Origin of the sequence: Alkalihalobacillus deserti (assembly GCF_020734105.1) — a bacterium.
GTDB lineage: Bacteria > Bacillota > Bacilli > Bacillales > Bacillaceae_D > Halalkalibacter > Halalkalibacter deserti.
Genome location: NZ_JAJAFR010000003.1, coordinates 161,642 through 183,447 on the forward strand (window position 1 = coordinate 161,642; position 21,806 = coordinate 183,447).

General features: G+C 38.1%; 20 protein-coding genes and 1 riboswitch. Of the genes, 18 read left to right on the forward strand and 2 right to left on the reverse strand.

The genetic code is table 11. The annotated features are described in order from the left end of the window. Positions 1-29: 29 nt before the first annotated feature. Complete coding sequence (locus tag LDX58_RS07205; protein ID WP_227936154.1) at positions 30-482, forward strand: DUF2663 family protein; 453 nt, start codon at positions 30-32, stop codon at positions 480-482. 45 nt (positions 483-527) lie between these two features. Here LDX58_RS07205 and LDX58_RS07210 read toward each other — a convergent pair whose 3' ends face one another. Continuing rightward, positions 528-761 carry a hypothetical protein gene (locus LDX58_RS07210; RefSeq protein ID WP_227936155.1) on the reverse strand — a complete coding sequence of 78 codons (234 nt, stop codon included), beginning with the start codon at positions 759-761 and terminating at the stop codon, positions 528-530. A 582-nt stretch (positions 762-1,343) separates the two neighbouring features. Here LDX58_RS07210 and LDX58_RS07215 point away from each other — a divergent pair. The 7 genes from LDX58_RS07215 to LDX58_RS07245 all read left to right on the forward strand — a co-directional run bounded on the left by LDX58_RS07215 (position 1,344) and on the right by LDX58_RS07245 (position 8,127). Continuing rightward, complete coding sequence (locus LDX58_RS07215) at positions 1,344-2,558, forward strand: M20 family metallopeptidase (protein WP_308017477.1); 1,215 nt, start codon at positions 1,344-1,346, stop codon at positions 2,556-2,558. A gap of 159 nt (positions 2,559-2,717) precedes the next feature. Then, complete coding sequence (locus tag LDX58_RS07220; RefSeq protein ID WP_227936156.1) at positions 2,718-3,101, forward strand: hypothetical protein; 384 nt, start codon at positions 2,718-2,720, stop codon at positions 3,099-3,101. 36 nt (positions 3,102-3,137) lie between these two features. Continuing rightward, positions 3,138-3,899, forward strand: a complete 762-nt coding sequence (locus LDX58_RS07225) for a metallophosphoesterase (RefSeq protein ID WP_227936157.1) — start codon at positions 3,138-3,140, stop codon at positions 3,897-3,899. A gap of 112 nt (positions 3,900-4,011) precedes the next feature. Continuing rightward, positions 4,012-4,911, forward strand: a complete 900-nt coding sequence (locus LDX58_RS07230) for a MerR family transcriptional regulator (protein ID WP_227936158.1) — start codon at positions 4,012-4,014, stop codon at positions 4,909-4,911. Between the two features lie 118 nt (positions 4,912-5,029). Next, on the forward strand, positions 5,030-5,638 hold the full coding sequence (locus LDX58_RS07235) for a genetic competence negative regulator (protein ID WP_227936159.1): 609 nt from the start codon (positions 5,030-5,032) through the stop codon (positions 5,636-5,638). A gap of 186 nt (positions 5,639-5,824) precedes the next feature. Continuing rightward, positions 5,825-7,087 (forward strand): Glu/Leu/Phe/Val family dehydrogenase, encoded by a 1,263-nt coding sequence (locus LDX58_RS07240; protein WP_227936160.1) that lies wholly within the window; start codon positions 5,825-5,827, stop codon positions 7,085-7,087. A 74-nt stretch (positions 7,088-7,161) separates the two neighbouring features. Then, the gene (locus LDX58_RS07245; protein WP_227936161.1) at positions 7,162-8,127 is read left to right on the forward strand and encodes a YpdA family putative bacillithiol disulfide reductase; all 966 of its coding nucleotides are present in this window, start codon (positions 7,162-7,164) and stop codon (positions 8,125-8,127) included. A gap of 77 nt (positions 8,128-8,204) precedes the next feature. Here LDX58_RS07245 and LDX58_RS07250 read toward each other — a convergent pair whose 3' ends face one another. Next, on the reverse strand, positions 8,205-9,173 hold the full coding sequence (locus LDX58_RS07250) for an asparaginase (RefSeq protein WP_227936162.1): 969 nt from the start codon (positions 9,171-9,173) through the stop codon (positions 8,205-8,207). A 101-nt stretch (positions 9,174-9,274) separates the two neighbouring features. Between LDX58_RS07250 and prsW the strand changes: the two genes are divergently transcribed. From prsW to LDX58_RS07300, 10 genes are all read left to right on the forward strand, one after another. Further along, positions 9,275-9,922 carry a glutamic-type intramembrane protease PrsW gene (gene prsW, locus LDX58_RS07255; protein WP_227936163.1) on the forward strand — a complete coding sequence of 216 codons (648 nt, stop codon included), beginning with the start codon at positions 9,275-9,277 and terminating at the stop codon, positions 9,920-9,922. 30 nt (positions 9,923-9,952) lie between these two features. Next, positions 9,953-10,114 (forward strand): hypothetical protein, encoded by a 162-nt coding sequence (locus tag LDX58_RS07260; RefSeq protein WP_227936164.1) that lies wholly within the window; start codon positions 9,953-9,955, stop codon positions 10,112-10,114. Between the two features lie 94 nt (positions 10,115-10,208). Then, a riboswitch (SAM riboswitch) is annotated at positions 10,209-10,316 on the forward strand. An 82-nt stretch (positions 10,317-10,398) separates the two neighbouring features. Beyond that, the gene (locus tag LDX58_RS07265; RefSeq protein ID WP_227936165.1) at positions 10,399-11,517 is read left to right on the forward strand and encodes a methionine biosynthesis PLP-dependent protein; all 1,119 of its coding nucleotides are present in this window, start codon (positions 10,399-10,401) and stop codon (positions 11,515-11,517) included. A 14-nt stretch (positions 11,518-11,531) separates the two neighbouring features. After that, a complete protein-coding gene (locus tag LDX58_RS07270) occupies positions 11,532-13,364 on the forward strand; it encodes a bifunctional homocysteine S-methyltransferase/methylenetetrahydrofolate reductase (protein WP_227936166.1) in 1,833 nt (610 codons plus the stop codon). Between the two features lie 29 nt (positions 13,365-13,393). Next, positions 13,394-16,846, forward strand: a complete 3,453-nt coding sequence (gene metH / locus LDX58_RS07275; RefSeq protein ID WP_227936167.1) for a methionine synthase — start codon at positions 13,394-13,396, stop codon at positions 16,844-16,846. Between the two features lie 237 nt (positions 16,847-17,083). After that, on the forward strand, positions 17,084-18,106 hold the full coding sequence (gene sleB / locus LDX58_RS07280) for a spore cortex-lytic enzyme (RefSeq protein ID WP_372459122.1): 1,023 nt from the start codon (positions 17,084-17,086) through the stop codon (positions 18,104-18,106). Between the two features lie 20 nt (positions 18,107-18,126). After that, complete coding sequence (ypeB, locus tag LDX58_RS07285) at positions 18,127-19,476, forward strand: germination protein YpeB (RefSeq protein WP_227936168.1); 1,350 nt, start codon at positions 18,127-18,129, stop codon at positions 19,474-19,476. Between the two features lie 228 nt (positions 19,477-19,704). Further along, a complete protein-coding gene (locus tag LDX58_RS07290; protein ID WP_227936169.1) occupies positions 19,705-20,373 on the forward strand; it encodes a flagellar brake protein in 669 nt (222 codons plus the stop codon). Positions 20,374-20,511: 138 nt separating this feature from the next. Then, positions 20,512-21,186 (forward strand): (d)CMP kinase, encoded by a 675-nt coding sequence (gene cmk / locus LDX58_RS07295; protein ID WP_227936170.1) that lies wholly within the window; start codon positions 20,512-20,514, stop codon positions 21,184-21,186. Continuing rightward, entirely contained in the window at positions 21,187-21,771 is a 585-nt protein-coding gene (locus tag LDX58_RS07300; RefSeq protein WP_227936171.1) for a lysophospholipid acyltransferase family protein, read from the forward strand. Positions 21,772-21,806 lie beyond the last annotated feature (35 nt).

Genomic DNA, 21,806 nt, shown 5'->3' on the forward strand with positions numbered 1-21,806 from the left:
TCATAAATTGAAAAATGGGGAGGTGCATGATGAAGCCATTTAAAGAGTGGAATTTGAAATCAAATTATGGACCTGAAGTCGTAAAAATCATGTTAGAGGAGCTTGTTGATAGAAAGAATAAAGTTGAAAAAATGGAAAAAGCGAAAATCCGTTGGTCTCTATTTTTAATGTTTTGTGCAGCCATCTTTTGCTTATTCGGCTATCAAACATTTCAACAGACTAATTTGAATTCAAACATATTGAGCACATTGATTGAACAGCCCATTATCCTCATGCTTATGCTCCTGTTATCGGTAGGGTTTATTCAATTGCATTTTTTTGGGAAAAAGGAAAAAAAGGCTGAAAAGGAATTTGATGAATTGCGTGAAGAAATTATTACTAGAAGTCCAGAATTCTGGGAGAGGGATGTTACTTGGGAATTAAGGGAAACGGTTTATTCATACATGAAGAAAGAACATGATATTAATTTATATCATAAATGAAAATAAACGACCTTGGATGAAGGTCGTTTTAAATAGTGTTTGAATTTAAAATCGACAAGGAGAAGATAATGAGGGTTGACCGAAAAACAAAAAAGTAGAACGACAATACTCGTCACCGCGTATGTGTATATGCTGTTCATCGAAATCATGAATGGCACCAAAGGCAATAGTTTTCCCCTTTTTCGAACAGAACACTTCAATAGGAAGTCCGAGGCGATGATTAAAATCAAGGTCTTCGTTCGTAATGAGCGATTTGTCGGTTAGTTTAGTTAAGATCAAAGCATATCACTCCCGATTTTTTTGGTTATGAAAGCGTTTCCTTTTTGCTATTAATTTCAGTATACCTCCAATTACCTAAATTTTCAATTTATTTGTTGTTTTTTCTAACAATGATTTTGTGAATTTTTTCATTGAATTGTAAAAGCATTTATACAAGTAAAATACATGTGAGACAGAGAAAACAAGAACCGAAAAATTCTCAATTTTGTCACATAGTTTTTTGCGCACAGTTTATTCCTATGCTACTATTTTTATAGTGTAAATGTGACTAAATGAAAAATGCTTTTTGATAAAAAGGAGTGGATGTTGATGACAGCAGTACAATTAGTAGCAATTCTTAGTATTGGTTTTATGGCAATGATTTTAGCTGTTGCAATGGCAATCTATATGTTAAAAGTAGCAGAGCATTCAGAGTAAAAGATATGAGAGAATGATTATAACGATAAAAGGATGACTTTGGGGGTTTGACAGATGGGTGAATCTCTTTGGTCATCCTTTTTGCTATGTGATTTCTGAACACTGCGCATTACCTATTTTCTTTTCTACATACGAAGGGTACAATAGAAGTAGGAGGGATGTCCGGTGGTTGATACGTTATTAACTAGATTGGAAGAGTTGTTCCCAGAAATGGTGGAGCTTAGGCGCTTGCTTCATTCTGAACCAGAGTTGTCGTTTCAGGAAGTGAAGACCCCAAAACTAATTGCAGACTACCTTGAACGATTAGGTGTTGAAGTAAAACGAAATATTGGTGGTCGTGGTGTAGTTGGCTACATAAAAGGAAGTAAACCTGGGAAAACAGTTGCACTTAGAGCAGATTTTGATGCGTTGCCGATTGAAGAAGAAACAGGTCTACCATTCGCATCAAAAAATCCTGGTGTGATGCACGCCTGTGGACATGATGGTCATACAGCTACTTTACTTGTATTAGCTAAGGTTTTAATGGAGTATCAGGACCAATTATCTGGCACGGTTGTACTCATACATCAATTTGCGGAAGAACTTGCTCCAGGTGGGGCAATTGAAATGATAAAAGATGGTTGCTTAGATGGAGTTGATACCATATACGGAACACATCTGTGGTCTACGATGCCGCTTGGATCTATTGGGTATTGTCAAGGTCCGATTATGGCTGCTGCTGATCGTTTTGAACTCGTCATTTATGGACGTGGAGGACATGGGGCTATTCCACATGAAACCGTTGATTCCATTGCAGTCGCATCCAGTGTCGTGACGCAACTGCAACAAATAGTAAGTCGAAATATTAATCCATTGAAATCAGCAGTTGTGAGTGTGGGTTCTTTCCATGCTGGAGGAGCGTTCAATGTCATTGCAGATTCGGCTGAAATCGTAGGAACGGTTCGAACGTTTGATCCAGTTGTTCAAGAACTAATCATTCAACGGATTGAACAAATCACAAAAGGAATTTGTGAGGCAATGGGTGCAACGTATTCATTCGACTATAAAAAAGGTTATCCAGCTGTGGTAAATGATTCTTTCGAAACTGATTGTTTTATTAAAGTGGCGAAATCCATTCAAAGAGATGCGTTTGTACATGAAATGGAACCGGTAATGGGTGGAGAAGATTTCGCCTACTATTTGCAACATGTTCCTGGCACTTTCTTTTTTACAGGTGCTGGAAATCAAGAAGAAGGCATCGTTTATCCGCATCATCACCCGAAATTTGATTTTGATGAAAAAGCAATGTTAATCGCAGCGAAATGTTTGGGAAAAGCAGCTATTGATTTTCTTGAGAGAAGTGAAATATCTAAAGTAGAAGAAAATGAACAGTCGAGATAGTTCATGATTTTACTATGAGTAGTAAAAGCCATAATAAAATAACATAAGATATATAGGGCTCAAATCTGCTTATTTGCGATTTGGGTCTTTTTTCAATCGAAAGTTGGACTTGTCTTAAATAAGTTACATATAATTTAGTGATCAAGGAGGTGAATAAAGTTGTCATACTGGGTTTATAAAAGAGTCCTACTTTTACTTATTGCGTATGGGGGGATATTATTTTCTGTTTCGATGCTTCCTAATCCGTCTCCTTGGTCGATCTCTTCATTCATTGGCGAAGTGTTGTTTTCTCCTCTGAAATTATTAATAGCTGTCCTCTTATTTGTTATTGGTTTTCTTTGTTACTCTTTAGTCGTTAGAGATATAGTGAAAATATGGAGTCCACGTTTTTATAATCTTTCATTAAGAACACCTAGGTTATTGCTTGCTTTTACTGCCATACTGTCATGGGTACATTTACTTTCAAAAGTGGGTATGCTAGCTTGGATAGGTTTAGTGTTGGCACTTTGGTATGGTATTATGGATGTGAATCTAGAGAAATAGAATAGTTCGTTTATTGAATGATAAGGGGAGTATCAAATGAGTTTCATAATTGCTGGGGGGTTAATTGTAGTAGTTTTCACCCTTTTTATGTATGTTGAGTCTAAGCGTAACCGTTTAAGAGAACTGACTTTAACCTATAAGACTTTGCCGACTGCATTTAATGGCTATCGTCTTTTTTTTATTAGCGATATACATAGAAGAACGATCTCGAACAAAGTGTTGGAGAAGGTAAAAAACAACGTAAACTTTATTATCATTGGAGGAGATTTATGTGAAAAAGGAGTACCACTTCACCGAATTGAAGCCAATATCAAAAAACTATCAAAGTTAGCTCCGTGTGTTTTTGTTTGGGGAAATAATGATCACGAAGTGGGTACTGAACATCTTAAGATCATCCTAAAAAAATATAGTGTAATTGAGCTTGTTAATACAAAAAAAGTAATTGAGGTAAAACAGGAACAACTTATTTTAGTAGGAATAGATGACTTAGAATCAGCTAGTGACTCCTTTCGTAGCATGGAAGTATCGATGGATTCATTTTCCATTTTAATTTGTCATTATCCAGAAATAGCTGCTAAGCTACCTTCTAAGTATCCTTTTCCTCTAGTGTTAAGTGGACATACTCATGGTGGACAAATAAGGCTATTTGGGCTAGGAATAGCTCGTAAAGGTGGCCTCTACCGTTATGCTCAATTCGATCTCTTAATAAGTAATGGATATGGAACAACAGGTTTGCCTTTAAGACTGGGTGCTCCAGCTGAAACACATCTTATTACTCTAACTCAAAGTAATATCTAAAAAAAGGTTGTACAAAGTTTACACAATTAATGTGATTGGATATACTCGTTATACTAAGTTTAGAAAAAATATGGGTGTTTTTGGTTTTGTGATTGTATGGGAGGAAGGGAATATGGCTTCAAAAGAAGGGAAATATAATATAAAGGCAATCTCGACAATGCTTGGCATACAAGCCGGGACACTGCGAGCTTGGGAACGACGTTATCAAATCATAGAACCGGTTCGTAATAAAGCTGGACATAGATTGTATTCAGATGATCATGTAGCTATTTTAAGATGGCTATTAGAAAAGGTCAATAAAGGTTTTACAATTGGACAAGCTGTTGATTTATTTGAACAAGGAACGATTTCGTTAGAACAGGAAGATAAACAGCATGAAGATTATTCTGTACAATTGTCTGAAGAACTATTAGAAGCTCTATTGTCATTTCAAGAAAATAAAGCAAATCAATTGATGAATCAAGCATTTTGTTTGTTTAGTATTGATAAAGTTACCATTGATATTTTGGGAACTTTACTTGTGAAGGTGGGGTATATGTGGGAGCGGAATCAAATTTCTGTAGCTCACGAGCATTTTGTCACCTCTTTTTTACGAACTAAAATTGGAACGATCTTTCATGGGTTACAAATAGATGGGCTTATGCCAAAAGTAGTGGCAGTATGTGGTCCTCATGAAACTCATGAATTGGGATTATTAATTTTCACTCTTTTTTTACGAAGAAAAGGTTTTGAGGTCATTTATTTGGGTGCTGGGATTCCAGAAACGGATCTTGACCAAGTGATTCAAGAAGTCAATGCAGATATGTTTTTTACGTCCTGTACGATGGATCAAAACCTTGAGGCTTCCTTACAGCTTTTAGACCATCTACGAGCACATTTCCCTGATCTTCAGATTGGGGCAGGTGGTTTTGCTTTTGATCGTCTCAATGAGGACAAATCAGCTACATATAGTGAATTTCTCGTAGGGAAGACCAAAGGAGCCTGGGAGAATTGGCTAACAAAGAACCTATAATCTAAAATTCTAGTCTTGTGTATCGAACCTTCTTTTCTGTCCTTTCATACTGTATAGTAAACGGTTAATGAAGGACCTAGAAATTAATGATGGACGTTCGTAATAAGGAGGGTTTTAAATGCGTCTTGAACGTTTAAATACAGATAAATTCAAAGCTTTTTTAACTTATGATGATATGCACGAAAGAGGCTTGAGTAAGGAAGATTTGTGGCAGGATCTACCGAAAGTTCACGATTTATTTCGAGATATGATCATTGAAGCCGATGATGAACTAGGATTTAAAGTGGATGGACCTATTGCAGTGGAGGTATATGCAATGCCTGCTCAAGGAATGGTGATTATCGTTTCAAAAAGTCAATCAGATGATGATTTCGATGAAGAAGGCTTTGAAGAAGGCTATATAGAAATGCAAGTCACTCTTGATGAAACAGATGATATTTTTTATGAATTTCAAGACATTGAAGATGTGATTGCTCTTGCATCAAGACTCTATCCTTTTGGTATAAAAGGAGGGACGTTGTATTCTTATCAAAGACAATATTTCATAAAATTTGAAGAGTATGACGTCGATGTTGTTGATGAGGAAGCTTTTGTCGCATTATTATCTGAATTTGGAAGTTCATCAACGGTTTCTTCATATTTGGTGGAAGAGTATGGAAAGAAACTTATGAAATCTGATACAATCATAAAACTTTTTAGTTGTTTTATCGAAAAGAAAAAGGACTGATGATCGATTATCAGTTCTTTTTTCTTTCAAGTTAAGTTTATAAACCAAGATAGAATTTTATTATACTTTCAAGTGAAATTTTGAATTTCTTTTGTATAAAACTGTGCATAATGGATGGAAATATTCCGATCGTTTCATTATAGTTAGAAGTGTTAAAAGTTTTAATACCATTGAGGTGAAAATAGAATGGAAGAGCAAGAAAAGCAACCCGAACAAACAGATGTGCTTGCATCGACACAAAAAATCATAAAGAAAGCATTGGACAAGCTTGGTTACCCAGATGAAATGTATGAATTAATGAAAGAGCCTATTAGAATGTTAACGGTTCGGATACCAGTCCGAATGGATGATGGATCTACTAGAATTTTCACTGGTTTCCGCGCTCAACACAATGATGCGGTTGGACCTACAAAAGGGGGAGTGCGTTTTCATCCAAATGTTACGGAAAAAGAAGTAAAGGCACTCTCAATTTGGATGAGCTTAAAAGCAGGTATTGTTGACCTACCATATGGAGGGGGAAAAGGTGGCATTATTTGTGATCCACGAGAAATGTCATTTAGAGAACTTGAGCGAGTCAGTCGTGGTTATGTTCGTGCCATTAGTCAAATCGTTGGTCCAACAAAAGATATCCCTGCTCCTGATATCTTTACAAATTCTCAAATCATGGCGTGGATGCTTGATGAATACAGTCGAATTCGAGAATTCGATTCTCCAGGGTTCATAACAGGAAAACCCCTTGTATTAGGTGGGTCACACGGTCGAGAGTCCGCTACAGCTAAAGGAGTTACGATCTGTATAAGAGAAGCAGCTAAAAAGAAAGGTATTGAGATTGATGGTGCTCGAGTTGTGATTCAAGGATTTGGAAATGCAGGTAGTTTCTTGGCAAAGTTCATGTATGATGCGGGGGCGATTGTCATTGGTATTTCGGATGCTTATGGTGCTTTACATGACCCGGAAGGATTGGATATTGACTATTTGCTTGATCGACGTGATAGTTTTGGAACCGTAACGAAGCTTTTTAAAAAAACCATCTCAAATGAAGAATTATTAGAGCTTGATTGTGATATTTTAGTTCCAGCTGCTATTGAAAATCAAATAACTGAAAAGAACGCTCATGAAATAAAGGCCTCCATTGTTGTAGAAGCTGCTAATGGTCCGACTACAATGGAGGCAACTCGTATTTTAACGGAACGAGATGTATTATTAGTGCCTGATGTTCTTGCAAGTGCAGGTGGAGTAACGGTTTCTTATTTTGAATGGGTTCAGAATAATCAAGGTTATTATTGGACGGTAGAAGAAGTGGAAGGTAAACTAGAAGCAGTCATGGTTGACTCTTTCGACAATATATATAAGCTGTCTAGAACTCGTAAAGTCGATATGCGCCTTGCTGCGTATATGATTGGTGTTCGGAAAATGGCTGAAGCATCAAGATTCCGTGGGTGGGTGTAGGTAAGCAATATTAATTAAAGCGACCCTTGTATCCAATGATGCAAGTTTTTTTTGAGTGTAAAAGAGGTGAGTGTATGAAAAAAGAAGAGGTAATTATTATTGGTGGGGGGCCGTGTGGGTTAGCGGCTGCCATTGCGTGTTTGAATGTAGGGATAGAACCGTTAGTGCTTGAAAAAGGGAATGTAGTAAGTGCGATTCATCGTTATCCAACTCATCAAACTTTTTTTAGTACAAGTGAGAAGCTTGAAATTGGAGGAGTTCCTTTTGTTATCGAGGATAGGAAACCTAAGCGGAATCAGGCATTGGTTTACTATCGTGAAGTCGTAAAACGTAAGAACATACGTATCCATGCATATGAACGAGTTACATCTGTTGAGCGAAAACCTACAGATGACTTTTACATAACAACGACAAAAGCGAAATATTCAGCTAAGTATGTTATTGTTGCAACGGGCTATTACGATTCACCAAATATGTTAGGCGTACCGGGTGAAGATCAAGAGCATGTTCTTCATTATTTCAAAGAAGCTCATCCGTATTTTGATATGGATGTCGTGGTGATTGGTGGGAAAAATTCAGCTGTCGATGCTACGCTTGAGCTTGAGAAAGCTGGAGCGCGTGTAACGAATCTATACCGTGGAGCCGAGTATTCGAAGAGTGTGAAACCGTGGATATTGCCAGAATTTGATTCTCTCGTTCGTCATGAACAGATAATGATGGAATTTAAGGCAGAGGTAATAGAGATAACGAACGAGGCAGTGATCTATAAACAGGATAATCACATAAAGCAAGTACCGGCTCAATTTGTTTTTGCGATGACAGGTTATCATCCAAACCATTCATTTCTGCGGAAAATGGGCGTGGACGTCGATGAAGAGACTGGTCGCCCTCAATTTGACCCTGAGACGATGGAGACCAACGTTCCTGGATTATTTATAGCTGGCGTCATTGCAGCGGGAAATAATGCAAACGAAATTTTCATCGAAAATGGTCGATTGCATGGAAACCCAATTGCTACAGCTATTCAAGAAAGAAAGTGATTTTTCAAAAATCGTAGAAAAGATTAAAGCCGACTAGGAGCATGATTACTCGTAGTTGGCTTTTTTTAGCTTGTTTTCTATTTATAAAACCATTCTTGTAAGGTAGTCCGATCTGTTGTTTGTTCTAGAACGACCATCAGTTTCAATCTCGCCTTTTGACCGTTGAGACCGTTTGTAAAAATAACCCCTTGTTCTTTTAACGACCGTCCTCCTCCTTCATACGCGTATGTATCTTGTACAACTCCATTAAAACAACGTGAAACTAAAACAACAGGTATGTTTGCATTAATCAATTTGGTTAAAGCATTCATGACTAGAGGAGGAACGTTTCCTTGACCGAATGCTTCGATGACTAAACCGTCTATTTTTGTTTTGGCAACAGCTTCAATAATCGTATGATCCATCCCAGCATAGGTTTTGAGTAAAGCTACTTTTTTTGTGAGTGATTTTACAGGATGGCATTCACGAACGGAAAGAGTGTGGTGAAAAAAGACGCCGCGCTTTGTTACGATACCAATTGGGCCGTATTGTGGGCTCTGGAATGTCGCAATGTTACTAGAATGTGTTTTGGTCACATTTTTTGCTGTGTGAATTTCATCGTTCAAAACAACTAATACACCTTTTTCACATGCAGAATCACTTGCGGCGACACGAACAGCGGAGATTAAATTATGTGGACCATCCGCTCCGAGTTCGTTGCTAGAGCGCATAGCCCCTGTAATAACAACAGGTATATCCCAATCTAATAACAAATCAAGCAAATAAGCCGTTTCCTCTAATGTATCAGTACCATGTGTTACAACAATACCGTCCAAATGATCGGTTTTAGCACGCTCTTTCAATCGTTCAGCAAGATCAACCATTAACGATGGTGTCATGTGCGGAGATGGTATATTAAGATAGTCATCTACAATAACGGACGCTATGCTTGATAGCGATTCAATAGTGGAATATAATGGATTTATTACGTTTGGCTGAATGGCACCTTGCTCATTTTCTTGCATGGCAATTGTGCCACCTGTATGTAAGACAAGTATTTTTTTCATGTAAGCACCTCAACTAATGTTCAGTCTTTATATCTAATACATAGTATCATAATAAGTCAATTTATAGAAAAAGTTCGATGCAAGAGGAAAGGAAGGGCGAATTGTTTGCAATTGTAACAGCAGCAATGGCGCCAGGGATGGCATTATTATCTTATTTTTATTTGAGGAACCATTATAGTATTACCACAAAAGGCTTAGTGTTTCGTACCTTTTTAATTGGGGTTCTTCTTGTTTTTCCTGTTATGGTGTTGCAATATGCCTTTACGATTGAAGGTTATTTCACTAAACCGTTTACTCGATCTTTTATTTTATATGCATTTGTGGAAGAATTCTTTAAATGGTTCTTATTATGGGCTTTTGTCTATCAGCATGCGACCTTTTCAAGACGATATGATGGCATTGTGTTTGGAGTATCGTTATCATTAGGTTTTGCAACTGTAGAAAATGTCTTTTATTTAATTGCTAATGGGCTTGAAACCGCTTTTGGACGTGCACTGTTACCTGTATCGAGCCATGCTTTATATGGGGTAATAATGGGTTATTATTTGGGCCGTGCGAAAGTGGAAACAGAAAATTGTAAAAAACATATGTTACTATCGATCGTACTCCCGGTTGCTTTGCATGGAACGTATGATTTTATTTTAATTATTTTTGATATTTACTTCTTAATTGGACTTATTCCGTTTATGTTATTGCTCTGGTGGGTAGCATTAAATAAGGTGAAACAAGCAAATCAATTAGACCAATAAAGGATAAGTATAAAGTAAAGGGTGATTAATATGGCTGAAGGACGTTATCGTATCGTAATTCGTTGCCCTGGGTGTGGTGAAAAATACATCCTACGGGGAAGGAAAAATGAAAAAGGTGAGTATGAGACAGGATTTAAGCGTTGTATTTGTGGAAATGAGGAAACATTAAATATTGATGCCACTCTTGAATAATTGACTTCTTGAGTAAAAATTTAAAATTATACTTGCATTATTGTGTTAATTGTTGTAATTTTAATTAAATGAAAACTTAAAATTTAATATTAATTTCTTATCAAGAGAGACGGAGGGAATGGCCCTAGGATGTCTCAGCAACCAGCCAAAACATATGGTCAGGTGCTAATTCCATCAAGTCAAGAGACTTGAGAGATAAGGAGAAGAGCTTAATGATATAACCACCTTCTTCTTATGATTGAAGGTGGTTTTTTATTTTTTAGATTAAATTGGAGGATACAATTATGAACAGAGACAAACTTGAAACGATTTTAGTGCAATTAGGAAACCGATCTGAAGACAGAACTGGTACAATAAATACACCCGTTTACTTTTCAACGGCTTATCGACATACAGGAATTGGAGAATCAACAGGTTATGATTATTCACGTACGGGAAATCCGACCCGTGAAGTGGTTGAAGATGCCATTGCTAGACTAGAAGAGGGTGATAGAGGTTTTGCCTGTAGTTCAGGGATGGCTGCTATTCAAACGGTTTTATCTTTATTTGAGCAAGGTGATGAAGTTCTAGCATCTCAGGATTTATATGGCGGTACTTACCGTTTGTTTGAACAAGGATGGAATCGTTGGGGGTTATCATTTGTTTTCGCAGATCCAAGAAAGTTAGATCAGTTTGAAGAGTGTATTACCGAGAAAACAAAAGCCCTATTTATTGAAACGCCTACAAACCCGCTTATGCAGGAAGCTTCTATACCGGAATTAGCGAAAATAGCTCAAAAACATGGATTGCTTTTAATTGTCGATAATACGTTTTATACACCGTTATTGCAGCAACCACTCGTAGATGGGGCTGACATTGTTATACATAGTGCTTCCAAATACTTAGGTGGCCATAATGATGTCATTGCAGGATTAATCGCAGCTAAAGGAAAAGAGCTCTGTGAAAGAATCGGTTATTATCATAACGGCATAGGCGCTATACTATCTGCATTTGATTCGTATCTATTAATAAGAGGGATGAAAACTCTTGCCCTCAGAATGGATAAACATGAAGAAAATGCAAAAGCTCTTGTGCAGTATTTAGAAGAACAAGATGGAGTGACAGACGTTCTTTATCCAGGCAAGGGTGGTATGATTTCGTTTCGAATTCTGCATGAAGCTTGGGTAAACCCATTCCTTCAGCAGTTAAAGCTAGTCTCTTTTGCGGAGAGTTTAGGAGGGGTTGAGAGTTTAATGACGTACCCTGCCACGCAAACTCATATGGACATACCGGAAGAAATCAGAATAGCCAATGGTGTTTGTAATCGTCTCCTTCGCTTCTCAGTTGGTATTGAACGCGACAAAGACTTAATAGCTGATCTTGATCAAGCTTTTCGTTTTGTAAAAGAAAATATTCAGTCATAATGGGGGAAGAAGAAATGAGTTTTCTAAAACGAATAAAATCAGAAGTTTTGATTGGTGATGGAGCAATGGGGACATTGTTGTATGAGAGTGGTGTTGACCAATGTTTTGAAGAAGTTAATATACTTCATCCTGAAAAAGTTCTAAGTGTGCATAAAAAGTATGTCGAAGCTGGAGCTGATGTCATACAGACTAATACGTATGCTGCCAATAAATTAAAATTAGAGAAATATGGATTAGAAGGTCAAGTAAGAGAGTTGAATCGTGAGGCTGTGCAACTAGCAAAAGAAGCGGCAAATCAATCAGCCTATGTATTTGGAACGATTGGCGGGGTGAGACGTTTTCAGCTCGAGGAATGGAGCTTACAAGAGATTGAAGTTGCTTTTTCAGCTCAAATAAACGAATTATTAACAGAAGGTGTAGATGGCCTATTATTAGAAACATTTTATGATTTAGAGGAAGCAAAAATGGCGGTGAGTCTAGCACGGAAATTAACAAACTTGCCAATAGTCGTAAACCTATCACTTGGTGATGTAAGTGTCATGAATGGAGGCATTCCGATTTCGAGTGCTTTTGATCAGTTAACAGCAGTAGGGGCAGATGTAGTTGGTCTAAACTGTCGAACAGGTCCGTTTCATATGTTGCGTTCCTTTGAGACGATCCCGTTAAGACAAGATGCCTTTTTCTCAGCTTATCCGAATGCCAGTTTACCGGACTTTCGAGATGGGCGTGTTTATTACGAATCCAACACGGAATATTTCAAAGCGATGGGTGAGAAATTTATTAAGCAAGGTGTCCGACTCCTAGGAGGGTGCTGTGGAACGACTCCAGATCTTATTAAAGCTTTTTCAGAGGTAAGAGACATAACCGAGCCAGTCACACAAAAAACGGTCCGCCCCTTAATAAGAGTTCGTGAAGCGATTCATGTACCTAGGGAGCAAAGACCTCTACCGGAAATTGTCAAAGAACGAAAGTCCGTTATCGTTGAACTTGATCCACCGAAGAAACTAAGTACGAAAAAGTTTATGAATGGTGCCAAGGAGTTAAAAGAGGCCGGTGTCGATGCTGTCACCATGGCCGATAATTCTCTTGCATCACCAAGGGTAGATAACTTAGCGCTCGGTGCGATGATCAAAGAGCAAATTGGTGTCCGGCCGCTCGTTCATATTACTTGTCGAGATCGTAATTTAATCGGTTTGCAATCTCATTTAATGGGTTTGCATGCACTAGGGATTGATGATGTACTTGCGATTACAGGGGACCCAACAAAAATTGGTGATTTTCCAGGAGCAACATCTGTTTATGACGTAAGTTCTTTTCAGTTGATTTCATTTATCAAACAATTAAATGAAGGGATTTCTTTTTCAGGGAAAGAACTAGGTCAAAAAGCTAATTTCTCTGTGGGAGCAGCGTTAAATCCAAATGTGAGACACTTGGATAAAGCAGTGAAAAGAATGGAGAAAAAGGTCAGCAGTGGTGCCGATTATTTTATGACACAACCAATTTATAGTGTAGATCAAATTGAAGCACTTGCTCATGAAACCAAGCATATTAAAGAGCCTATTTACATCGGAATTATGCCATTGACAGGAACAAGAAATGCTGAATTTCTGCATAATGAAGTTCCAGGTATTAAATTGACGGATGATATTCGTGCAGCAATGGCTGCGTGTGGAGAGGACAGAGAAGCATCTACTAATGAAGGGATCATCATTGCTAAATCATTAATTGATGCAGCTCTAACTCATTTTAATGGAATCTACCTAATTACTCCTTTTCTCCGCTATGAAATTACGGTAGAGTTAACACAATATATAAATTCACAGAAATTAATCTTGCAAGGAAGCTAGGATATTGGGGAAGTAGAAAGGACGGACATATGATTAAGTCATTATTTGAACAACAACTTGAAAAGAAGATTCTCATTTTAGATGGTGCAATGGGGACCATGCTACAACAGGCTAATTTAACAGCAGACGACTTTGGTGGAGAAGAGTATGAAGGATGTAATGAATATTTAGCAGAAACAGCTCCTCACGTACTGGAGAAAATTCATCGTGACTATCTTGAGGCTGGTGCCGACATTATCGAAACAAATACATTTGGATCAACTGATATCGTTTTAGATGATTACGATCTCGGTTACAAGGCAGAAGAGTTAAGTCGTATTGCAACAGAGATTGCTCGTAAAGCTGCTGATGAATTTTCAACACCAGAGTGGCCTCGTTTTGTGGCTGGGGCGATGGGACCAACAACAAAATCGTTATCAGTAACAGGTGGAACGACATTTGAAAAATTAATTGATTCCTATCATGAGCAGGCTCGTGGGATTATTCGCGGCGGTGCTGACATTATGTTACTTGAAACAAGTCAAGATATGCGTAATGTAAAAGCGGGATACATTGGGATCGAACGTGCATTTGCAGAATTAAATGTAAAACTTCCTATTTTTATCTCCGGTACGATTGAGCCGATGGGAACCACTTTAGCTGGTCAAAATATTGAGGCATTTTATTTGTCACTAGAACATATGAACCCAACTGTAGTTGGATTAAATTGTGCGACAGGACCTGAATTTATGAGGGATCATATTCGCTCTTTGTCTGAGTTAGCAACGACATATGTAAGTTGTTATCCGAACGCTGGCTTACCCGATGAGGAAGGAAATTATCATGAATCTCCTCAGTCGCTTGCAACTAAACTACGAGGCTTTGCTGAGAAAGGCTGGCTAAATGTCGTAGGTGGGTGTTGCGGTACAACACCTGAACATACAAAAGCAATGGTCGAGGCAACAAAAGAGTTTGGTCCAAGACAGTTTGATGACTCTCACCCGCATGCGGTTTCAGGGATAGAACCACTTATTTATGATGACAGCATGCGCCCTTTATTCGTAGGGGAAAGAACGAACGTTATTGGCTCACGTAAGTTTAAGCGTCTTATTGCTGAAGGGAAATTTGAAGAGGCTTCTGAGATTGCCCGCGCTCAAGTGAAAAGAGGAGCTCACGTTATCGATGCTTGTTTAGCTGATCCAGACCGTGAAGAAATGGAAGATATGGAGAACTTCCTTCAATTTGTTGTAAATAAAGTAAAAGTTCCGCTTATGATTGACTCAACAGATGAGAAGGTTATTGAAAAAGCATTGACCTACTCCCAAGGTAAAGCCATTATCAATTCGATAAACTTAGAAGATGGTGAAGAACGCTTTGAAGCTGTTATACCAATTGTTAAGCGGTACGGCGCAGCGGTTGTCGTTGGAACGATTGATGAAGAGGGGATGGCTGTAACCGCTGAGAGAAAACTCGAAGTTGCAAAACGTTCTCACGATCTTCTTGTTAATAAATATGGTCTGAAATCTGAAGACATTATTTTTGATCCGTTAGTTTTCCCTGTCGGTACGGGTGATGAACAATATATTGGTTCAGCAAATGCAACGGTAGAAGGGATCAGAATGATTAAAGAGGCGCTTCCGAAATGCTTAACGATTCTAGGAGTTAGTAATGTTTCTTTCGGTTTGCCTCCTGTTGGACGAGAGGTACTAAATGCTGTTTATTTATATCACTGTACACAAGCGGGTCTTGACTATGCGATTGTAAATACGGAAAAATTAGAAAGATATGCTTCAATTCCAGATGAACAAAAAGAAATGTCAACCAAGCTTTTATTTGAAACAACAGATGAAACACTCGCTGAATTTACGGCTTTTTATAGAGGGAAGAAAGCTGAGAAAAAAGTTGATAATGCAAATTTAACACTAGAAGAACGATTAGCTTCCTATATTGTCGAAGGTACAAAGGAAGGGCTTATTGAAGATTTGGACCTAGCATTAGCAACTTATCCTGATCCACTAGAGATCATCAATGGTCCTCTAATGGTTGGAATGGATGAAGTGGGTCGGCTCTTTAATAATAATGAACTCATTGTTGCGGAAGTTCTTCAAAGTGCCGAAGTAATGAAGGCATCAGTTGCTCATTTAGAGCCACATATGGAGCAAAAAGAAAACGATAATGGTAAAGGGAAAATCTTACTTGCGACCGTTAAAGGTGATGTTCATGACATCGGAAAGAACCTAGTTGAGATCATTTTAGGCAATAATGGTTTTAAAATTGTCAATCTCGGTATTAAGGTTACATCAAATGAATTGATTGAAGCAATTAAGAGAGAGAATCCTGATGCCGTAGGTTTATCAGGTCTACTTGTAAAATCCGCACAACAAATGGTGTTAACCGCGCAAGATTTGCGTCAACAACAAATTTCGATTCCGATTCTTGTTGGTGGTGCTGCTTTAACGAGGAAATTTACAAATACAAAAATTGCCGCTGAGTACGATGGACTTGTTTTGTACGCAAAAGATGCCATGAATGGCTTAGAAATTGCCAATCGTCTTGCTAAGCCGGAAGAACGCGAACGTTTAGCAACTGAAATTGCTGAAGACCGAGCGAAGAAAGATGCAATTCGTCCGGCAGAGCGCAAACCCATTAATGAACGACCGATAGATGAAAATGCGCATTCTGATGTAAAACGTGACGGACCTATTTTTACGCCAACTGACTTAGATCCTCATATTTTACGCGATTATAAATTATCACACTTGGAGCCGTATATTAATATGCAAATGCTTCTTGGAAGACATCTTGGAGTTCAAGGGAAAGTGAGCAGACTTCTTGAAGAAAAAGACCCTAGAACAGTAGATCTAAAAGAAAAGGTAGATGAATTTTTAGTTAAAGCGAAACAAAACCAAGTGATCCAAGCTCATGGGATGTATCAATTCTTCCCGGCACAAGCCGACGGAAATGATATTATTATTTATAATCCAGCTGATCAAAAAACAGAAATAGAACGATTTACTTTTCCGCGACAAAGTCATAAGCCATTTTTATGTTTAGCAGACTATTTGCGTCCTGTTTCTAGTGGAGAAATGGATTATGTGGGCTTTCTTTCCGTAACAGCAGGTCATGGGGTAAGGGAACTGGGAGAACAAGCAAAACGTGATGGTGATTATTTTTATAGCCATCTCGTTCAGGCAGCTGCCTTAGAAATAGCTGAAGGATTCGCTGAGCGTGTCCATCAACAAATGCGTGATCGAATGGGCTTCCCTGATTCGGCTGATATGACGATGGAAGATCGCTTTTCTGCTAAATATCAAGGAGTGCGTGTGTCCTTTGGTTACCCGGCTTGTCCTAACTTGGAAGATCAAGAGAAATTATTTAAGTTACTGAAGCCTGAGAAGATAGGGGTTCAATTGACGGAAGGATTTATGATGGAACCTGAAGCATCGGTTACTGCAATGGTTTTTGCTCATCCAGAAGGACGTTATTTTAATGTGTTAGCTTAAAAAAATATCATGTAAACACATGCTTTTATTAAAACTGTTGAGATTCCTCAGCGGTTTTTTTTCTTGAAAAAAACTGTATTATCAAGGATCAACAGGGATGTTTAGGAAGATTTATGGTAAGTTTTTGGTCAGAAGTTGTATAAAAAGAGAATGCCAACAAACAATATCAATATCAATCATGACCAAAAAAAGGATGTGTCATGAAACAGATAACATGAACATAAGGAGGTCTACACCATGAAACGTAATCTGTTATCGTTTAAAGCTCCACTAATCATGGCATTAGTTTGTATCGGCTTGATCAGTCAAGCTTCTCCGACGTACGCATTTACTGATCAAATCATTCAAAGAGGTGCAACAGGTGACGATGTCGTTGAATTGCAATCACGTCTTCAGTACAACGGCTTTTATAACGGTACCATTGACGGTGTTTACGATTGGGGTACTTACTGGGCTGTCCGTAATTTTCAAAGTCAATTTGGTCTAGAGATTGATGGTCTCGTAGGTCCTAGTATGAAAGACATGTTAGTTCGTGCAACTAAATACGATGAAGAATTTGTGCAGAAAGCATTGAATGAGGGCCGTAAATTCACTCATTACGGAGGAACACCTAAAGAAATTCAAAAAGGTGAGAAAGGTAGTAAAAATGGTCAATCGCAGGCGCAACAACCAAAAGCTGGTCAACAACCAGGGGCAGAAGAAGCGCCGCAACAACAGCCACAACCTGAGCAACCGCAAGCAGAAGCAGGTCAAACGCCACAACCTGAAGAACCACAAGCAGGAGCAGCAGGCGACACCACGCAACCGGAGCCAACTCCCGGAGAACCCGTACCTTACCCGGAGGAACCTGAAGAGGGAAATAACGATGTAAATATTCAAAAGGCAACAAATGTTCCTCCAGGGTATTCAGAAAATGATATTCAAATCATGGCGCAGGCTGTATATGGTGAAGCGCGTGGAGAATCGTATGTAGGGCAGGTAGCTGTAGCTGCAGTTATTATTAACCGTGTTAATAGTCCAACATTTCCTAATACAGTATCTGGTGTTATTTTCGAACCGCGAGCTTTTACAGCCGTTGCTGATGGTCAAATTTATATGACACCTAATGAAACATCACGCCGAGCTGTTCTTGATGCTATCAATGGACAAGATCCAACTGGAAACGCTATTTATTACTTTAATCCTGATACAGCCACATCTGGGTGGATTTGGTCAAGACCACAAATTAAAAAAATCGGAAAGCATATTTTCTGTCATTAAATTATTGGAGGTGATTAGTTATGGTACGAAATTTTGTGATTGGACTATTAGCGATTGCTGTAGTGGCCATTGGTATATGGGGTTTCCAAGAACGTGAAGAAAAGCAAGTGCTTAAAATTACGGCAGAAAACAATTATCAGCGTGCTTTTCATGAACTTGCTTATCATATCGACTTAATTGAAGACCAATTAGGTGCAACTCTTGCGATGAACACACGTCGACAATTAACGCCAGCTCTAGCTGATGTTTGGCGGGTAGTTAGTTTGGCGCAAGAGAGCATTGGGCAACTTCCATTAAGTTCTGTTGATCTTGGAAAAACAGAAGAGTTTTTATTCAAATTAGGTCGTTTTAGTTATCGGACATCGATTCGTGATCTTGAAAAAGAGCCGCTAACTGATCAAGAATATGAAACGTTACAAAAACTTTACGGATATTCACAGGAGATTAGAGAAGAAGTACGTAAGTCACAGTCTATGATGCTTGCAAATGGCGATCAATGGGTTGATATTGAGGCGGAAATGGCCGCATCGAAGGAGCCTCTTGATAACATGATAGTTAATAATTTAGAGGTAATGAATAAATCGATTAAAGGTTATAGTGAAACAGAATGGGGAGCAGGGTTAGCAGCGATTGATGATATAAATGGCGAATTAAAAGAAGCCTTAGATGGCAAACCTGTTTCTAAAGAAGAAGTTGAAAAAATTGCTCGTGACTATTTAGAAGTTGGTAAGCAAGCAAATGTGCATGTTTCAGAGACGGGTAATGGTTTAGCTTACCCTGCTTATACAGTTGTTATTGATGATCCTGACCATGAGACTAATTATTACATGGACGTTAGCGTTAATGGTGGGGAACCGATTTGGTTTTTACAAGATCGACAAATTGATGAACAAAAGATGAGTTTAAACGAAGCTGTAGAAATAGCGAAAGCGTTTCTAAAGAAACAAGGAAAAGAAGATATGCAATTAATTGACAGCAAGCAATATGATTCAATTGCGTTACTAGAATTTGTTCATCTTGAGGATAATGTACGAATTTATAATGATTTGATTTCATTAGAGATAGCCTTAGATGATGGGGATGTCTTAGGTTATGAAGCGAAAGCTTATTTAATTAATCATAAAGAACGCAATATTCCAGAACCTAAACTTACAAGTGATGAGGCTAAAAAACGTTTAAATCCTCGTTTAGAAGTAATGGAAGATCACATCGCAGTAATAGAAAATGATCTAGGTGAAGAAGTACTTTGCTATGAATTCTTTGGTGTAATTAATGATAACACGTATCGTATCTTTATTAATGCTGAAGATGGAGAAGAAGAAAAGGTAGAACGGTTAAATAATTCAGAACCAGTCTATGATTTCACATAAGGATGAAAAGAAGAAGCGGGAGATGCTTCTTCTTTTTTTTTACTTTTCATGCGATAATAGATAGTAAGTGTACATAATAAAAATTTGTTCCAATAGAGTAGCGTAATGGGTTAACGGCACTCGTATAGATGATTTTATTTAGCTAAAATCGGAAAAACATTTTTGGAAATAGGTTAATAACTTTCTTAAAACAGTCTCTTTAGAAAAGGCTTGGAAGGAGTAAGAAGTTTGATTACTATTGGTACTACAATCTTCTTAGAATTAGAGGAAATAAAAGAGTTTGAGAAGAAGAAAACTCGTTTTCGTTGCAGGTTAGTTGATCGAACAGACTCTATTTACGTTATTGATTATCCCATTAAAGAGGAAACGAATAAACCTAGTTTTTTCTTTGATGGAACAGAGTTTCGAGCTTCATTTGTTGTAGATGATGCGGTATATGCATTTGACACGGAAATTATTGGGAGAAGAAAAGGTAATATTCCTGTACTTCTTCTGAAGGACCCAGGAAAAGATAAATACATGCGAATTCAGCGTCGAAACTATGTTCGAGTTGAAACTTCAGTAGACGCAGCTATTTATCCTATTGAAAAGGGATTTGCTCCGTTTAGATCGATTACTCTGGATTTAAGTGGGGGGGGTTGTGCCATACTTATTCCACAAGATCAATCTTTACCTGAGGCTGGGGAACTAAATGTATGGCTTATACTACATATGCAATCCGGAGATATCATGTATGTAAAAGCGTACTGCAAAATTGTTCGAGTCTTTCAACCAAGGCCAGATGCAAGGCTTCGAGCTTCCTTGCAATTTTTGGATGTAGACGAACGAGATCAACAAAAAATAATCCGCTTCTGTTTTGAACGGCAATTGGCGCTACGTAGAAAAAACGAAGCTTAATTTCGGAAATATCTGACAGATCGAAAGCTTTCGTTAGACCGAGTGGTCATTGTATGATAAAATAATCATGAGAACAATTGGAATGATTGACCAATTGAAAACACTTTCAATTGTTTGTGTTATGAGGTGCATATGTAAATGAACAAGAAGATGAATATTGCAATTGATGGTCCTGCAGGAGCAGGGAAAAGTACAGTTGCTAAATTAGTTGCTGAACAACTTTCGTTTCTTTATATTGACACGGGTGCGATGTATCGTGCGCTAACCTATGCAGCTTTAAGGGACGCAATAGACCTGACTAATGGACAGTCTCTTTTTAAATTACTAAGTAAAATAACCATTATTCTTAAGCATGAAAAAAGTGGTGTTCGAGTTTTTATCAATGAAGAGGATGTTACGGACGCTATTCGGACAAAAGACGTCACGTCCAATGTATCACTCGTTTCAAGTCACGAGTTAGTTCGGGTTGAAATGGTAGAAAGACAAAGAAAGTTAGCCGGAAACGGGCAAGCTGTGCTTGATGGTAGAGACATTGGTACATTTGTCTTACCTGATGCTAAATTAAAAGTTTTTCTAACAGCTTCTGTCGAAGAGCGTGCTAGACGTCGTTTTGAAGAACAGCAAGAAAAAGGAATTGATTCTAATTTAGACCAGTTGAAAGATGATATTGCTCGTCGTGATGAACTTGATTCCACACGTGAGTTTGCTCCTTTAAAAAAAGCTGATGATGCAGTAGAAATTGATTCAACAACGCTATCAATCCCTGAAGTGGCTGAATTAATTATCGAATTAGCAAAGGAGAGAGCAATGTAAATGGGTATTTATCATTTTGGTCGAAATGTTTGTAGAATGTTTCTCTCAGCTTCATATAAAGTAGAGGTAATTGGAAAGGAACATATTCCAAGCACTGGGGGAACGATTCTTTGTTGTAACCATATTCATAATTTTGATCCACCACTGCTCGGTGCTTTCATAAAGCGCCAAGTACACTATATGGCGAAGCATGAATTATTCGAAAAACCGGTTTTAAAACAGCTATTACCTAAATTAGGTGCTTTTCCCGTTCGCCGAGGTATGAGTGATAAACAAGCTCTTCGGACAGCTTTAAAGCTATTAAAAGAGGGACAATTGCTCGGCTTATTTCCTGAAGGAACAAGGAGTAAAGATGGGAAACTACAAAAAGGTTTATCGGGAGCCGGATTCTTTGCTCTTCGAACAGATGCAGTAGTAATCCCATGTGCAATTATTGGACCTTATAAACGTTCTAAGACATTAAAACTCGTCTACGGAACCCCGATTGATTTTACTAAATTAAGAGAAGAAAAAGTAACAGCAGAAGTAGCAACTGAGGTTATTATGAATGAGATTCGATTGTTAATCGAAAGCCATTCTAACTAATTAAAAAGGTATGAATGAACTTTTGCTATCTGTAA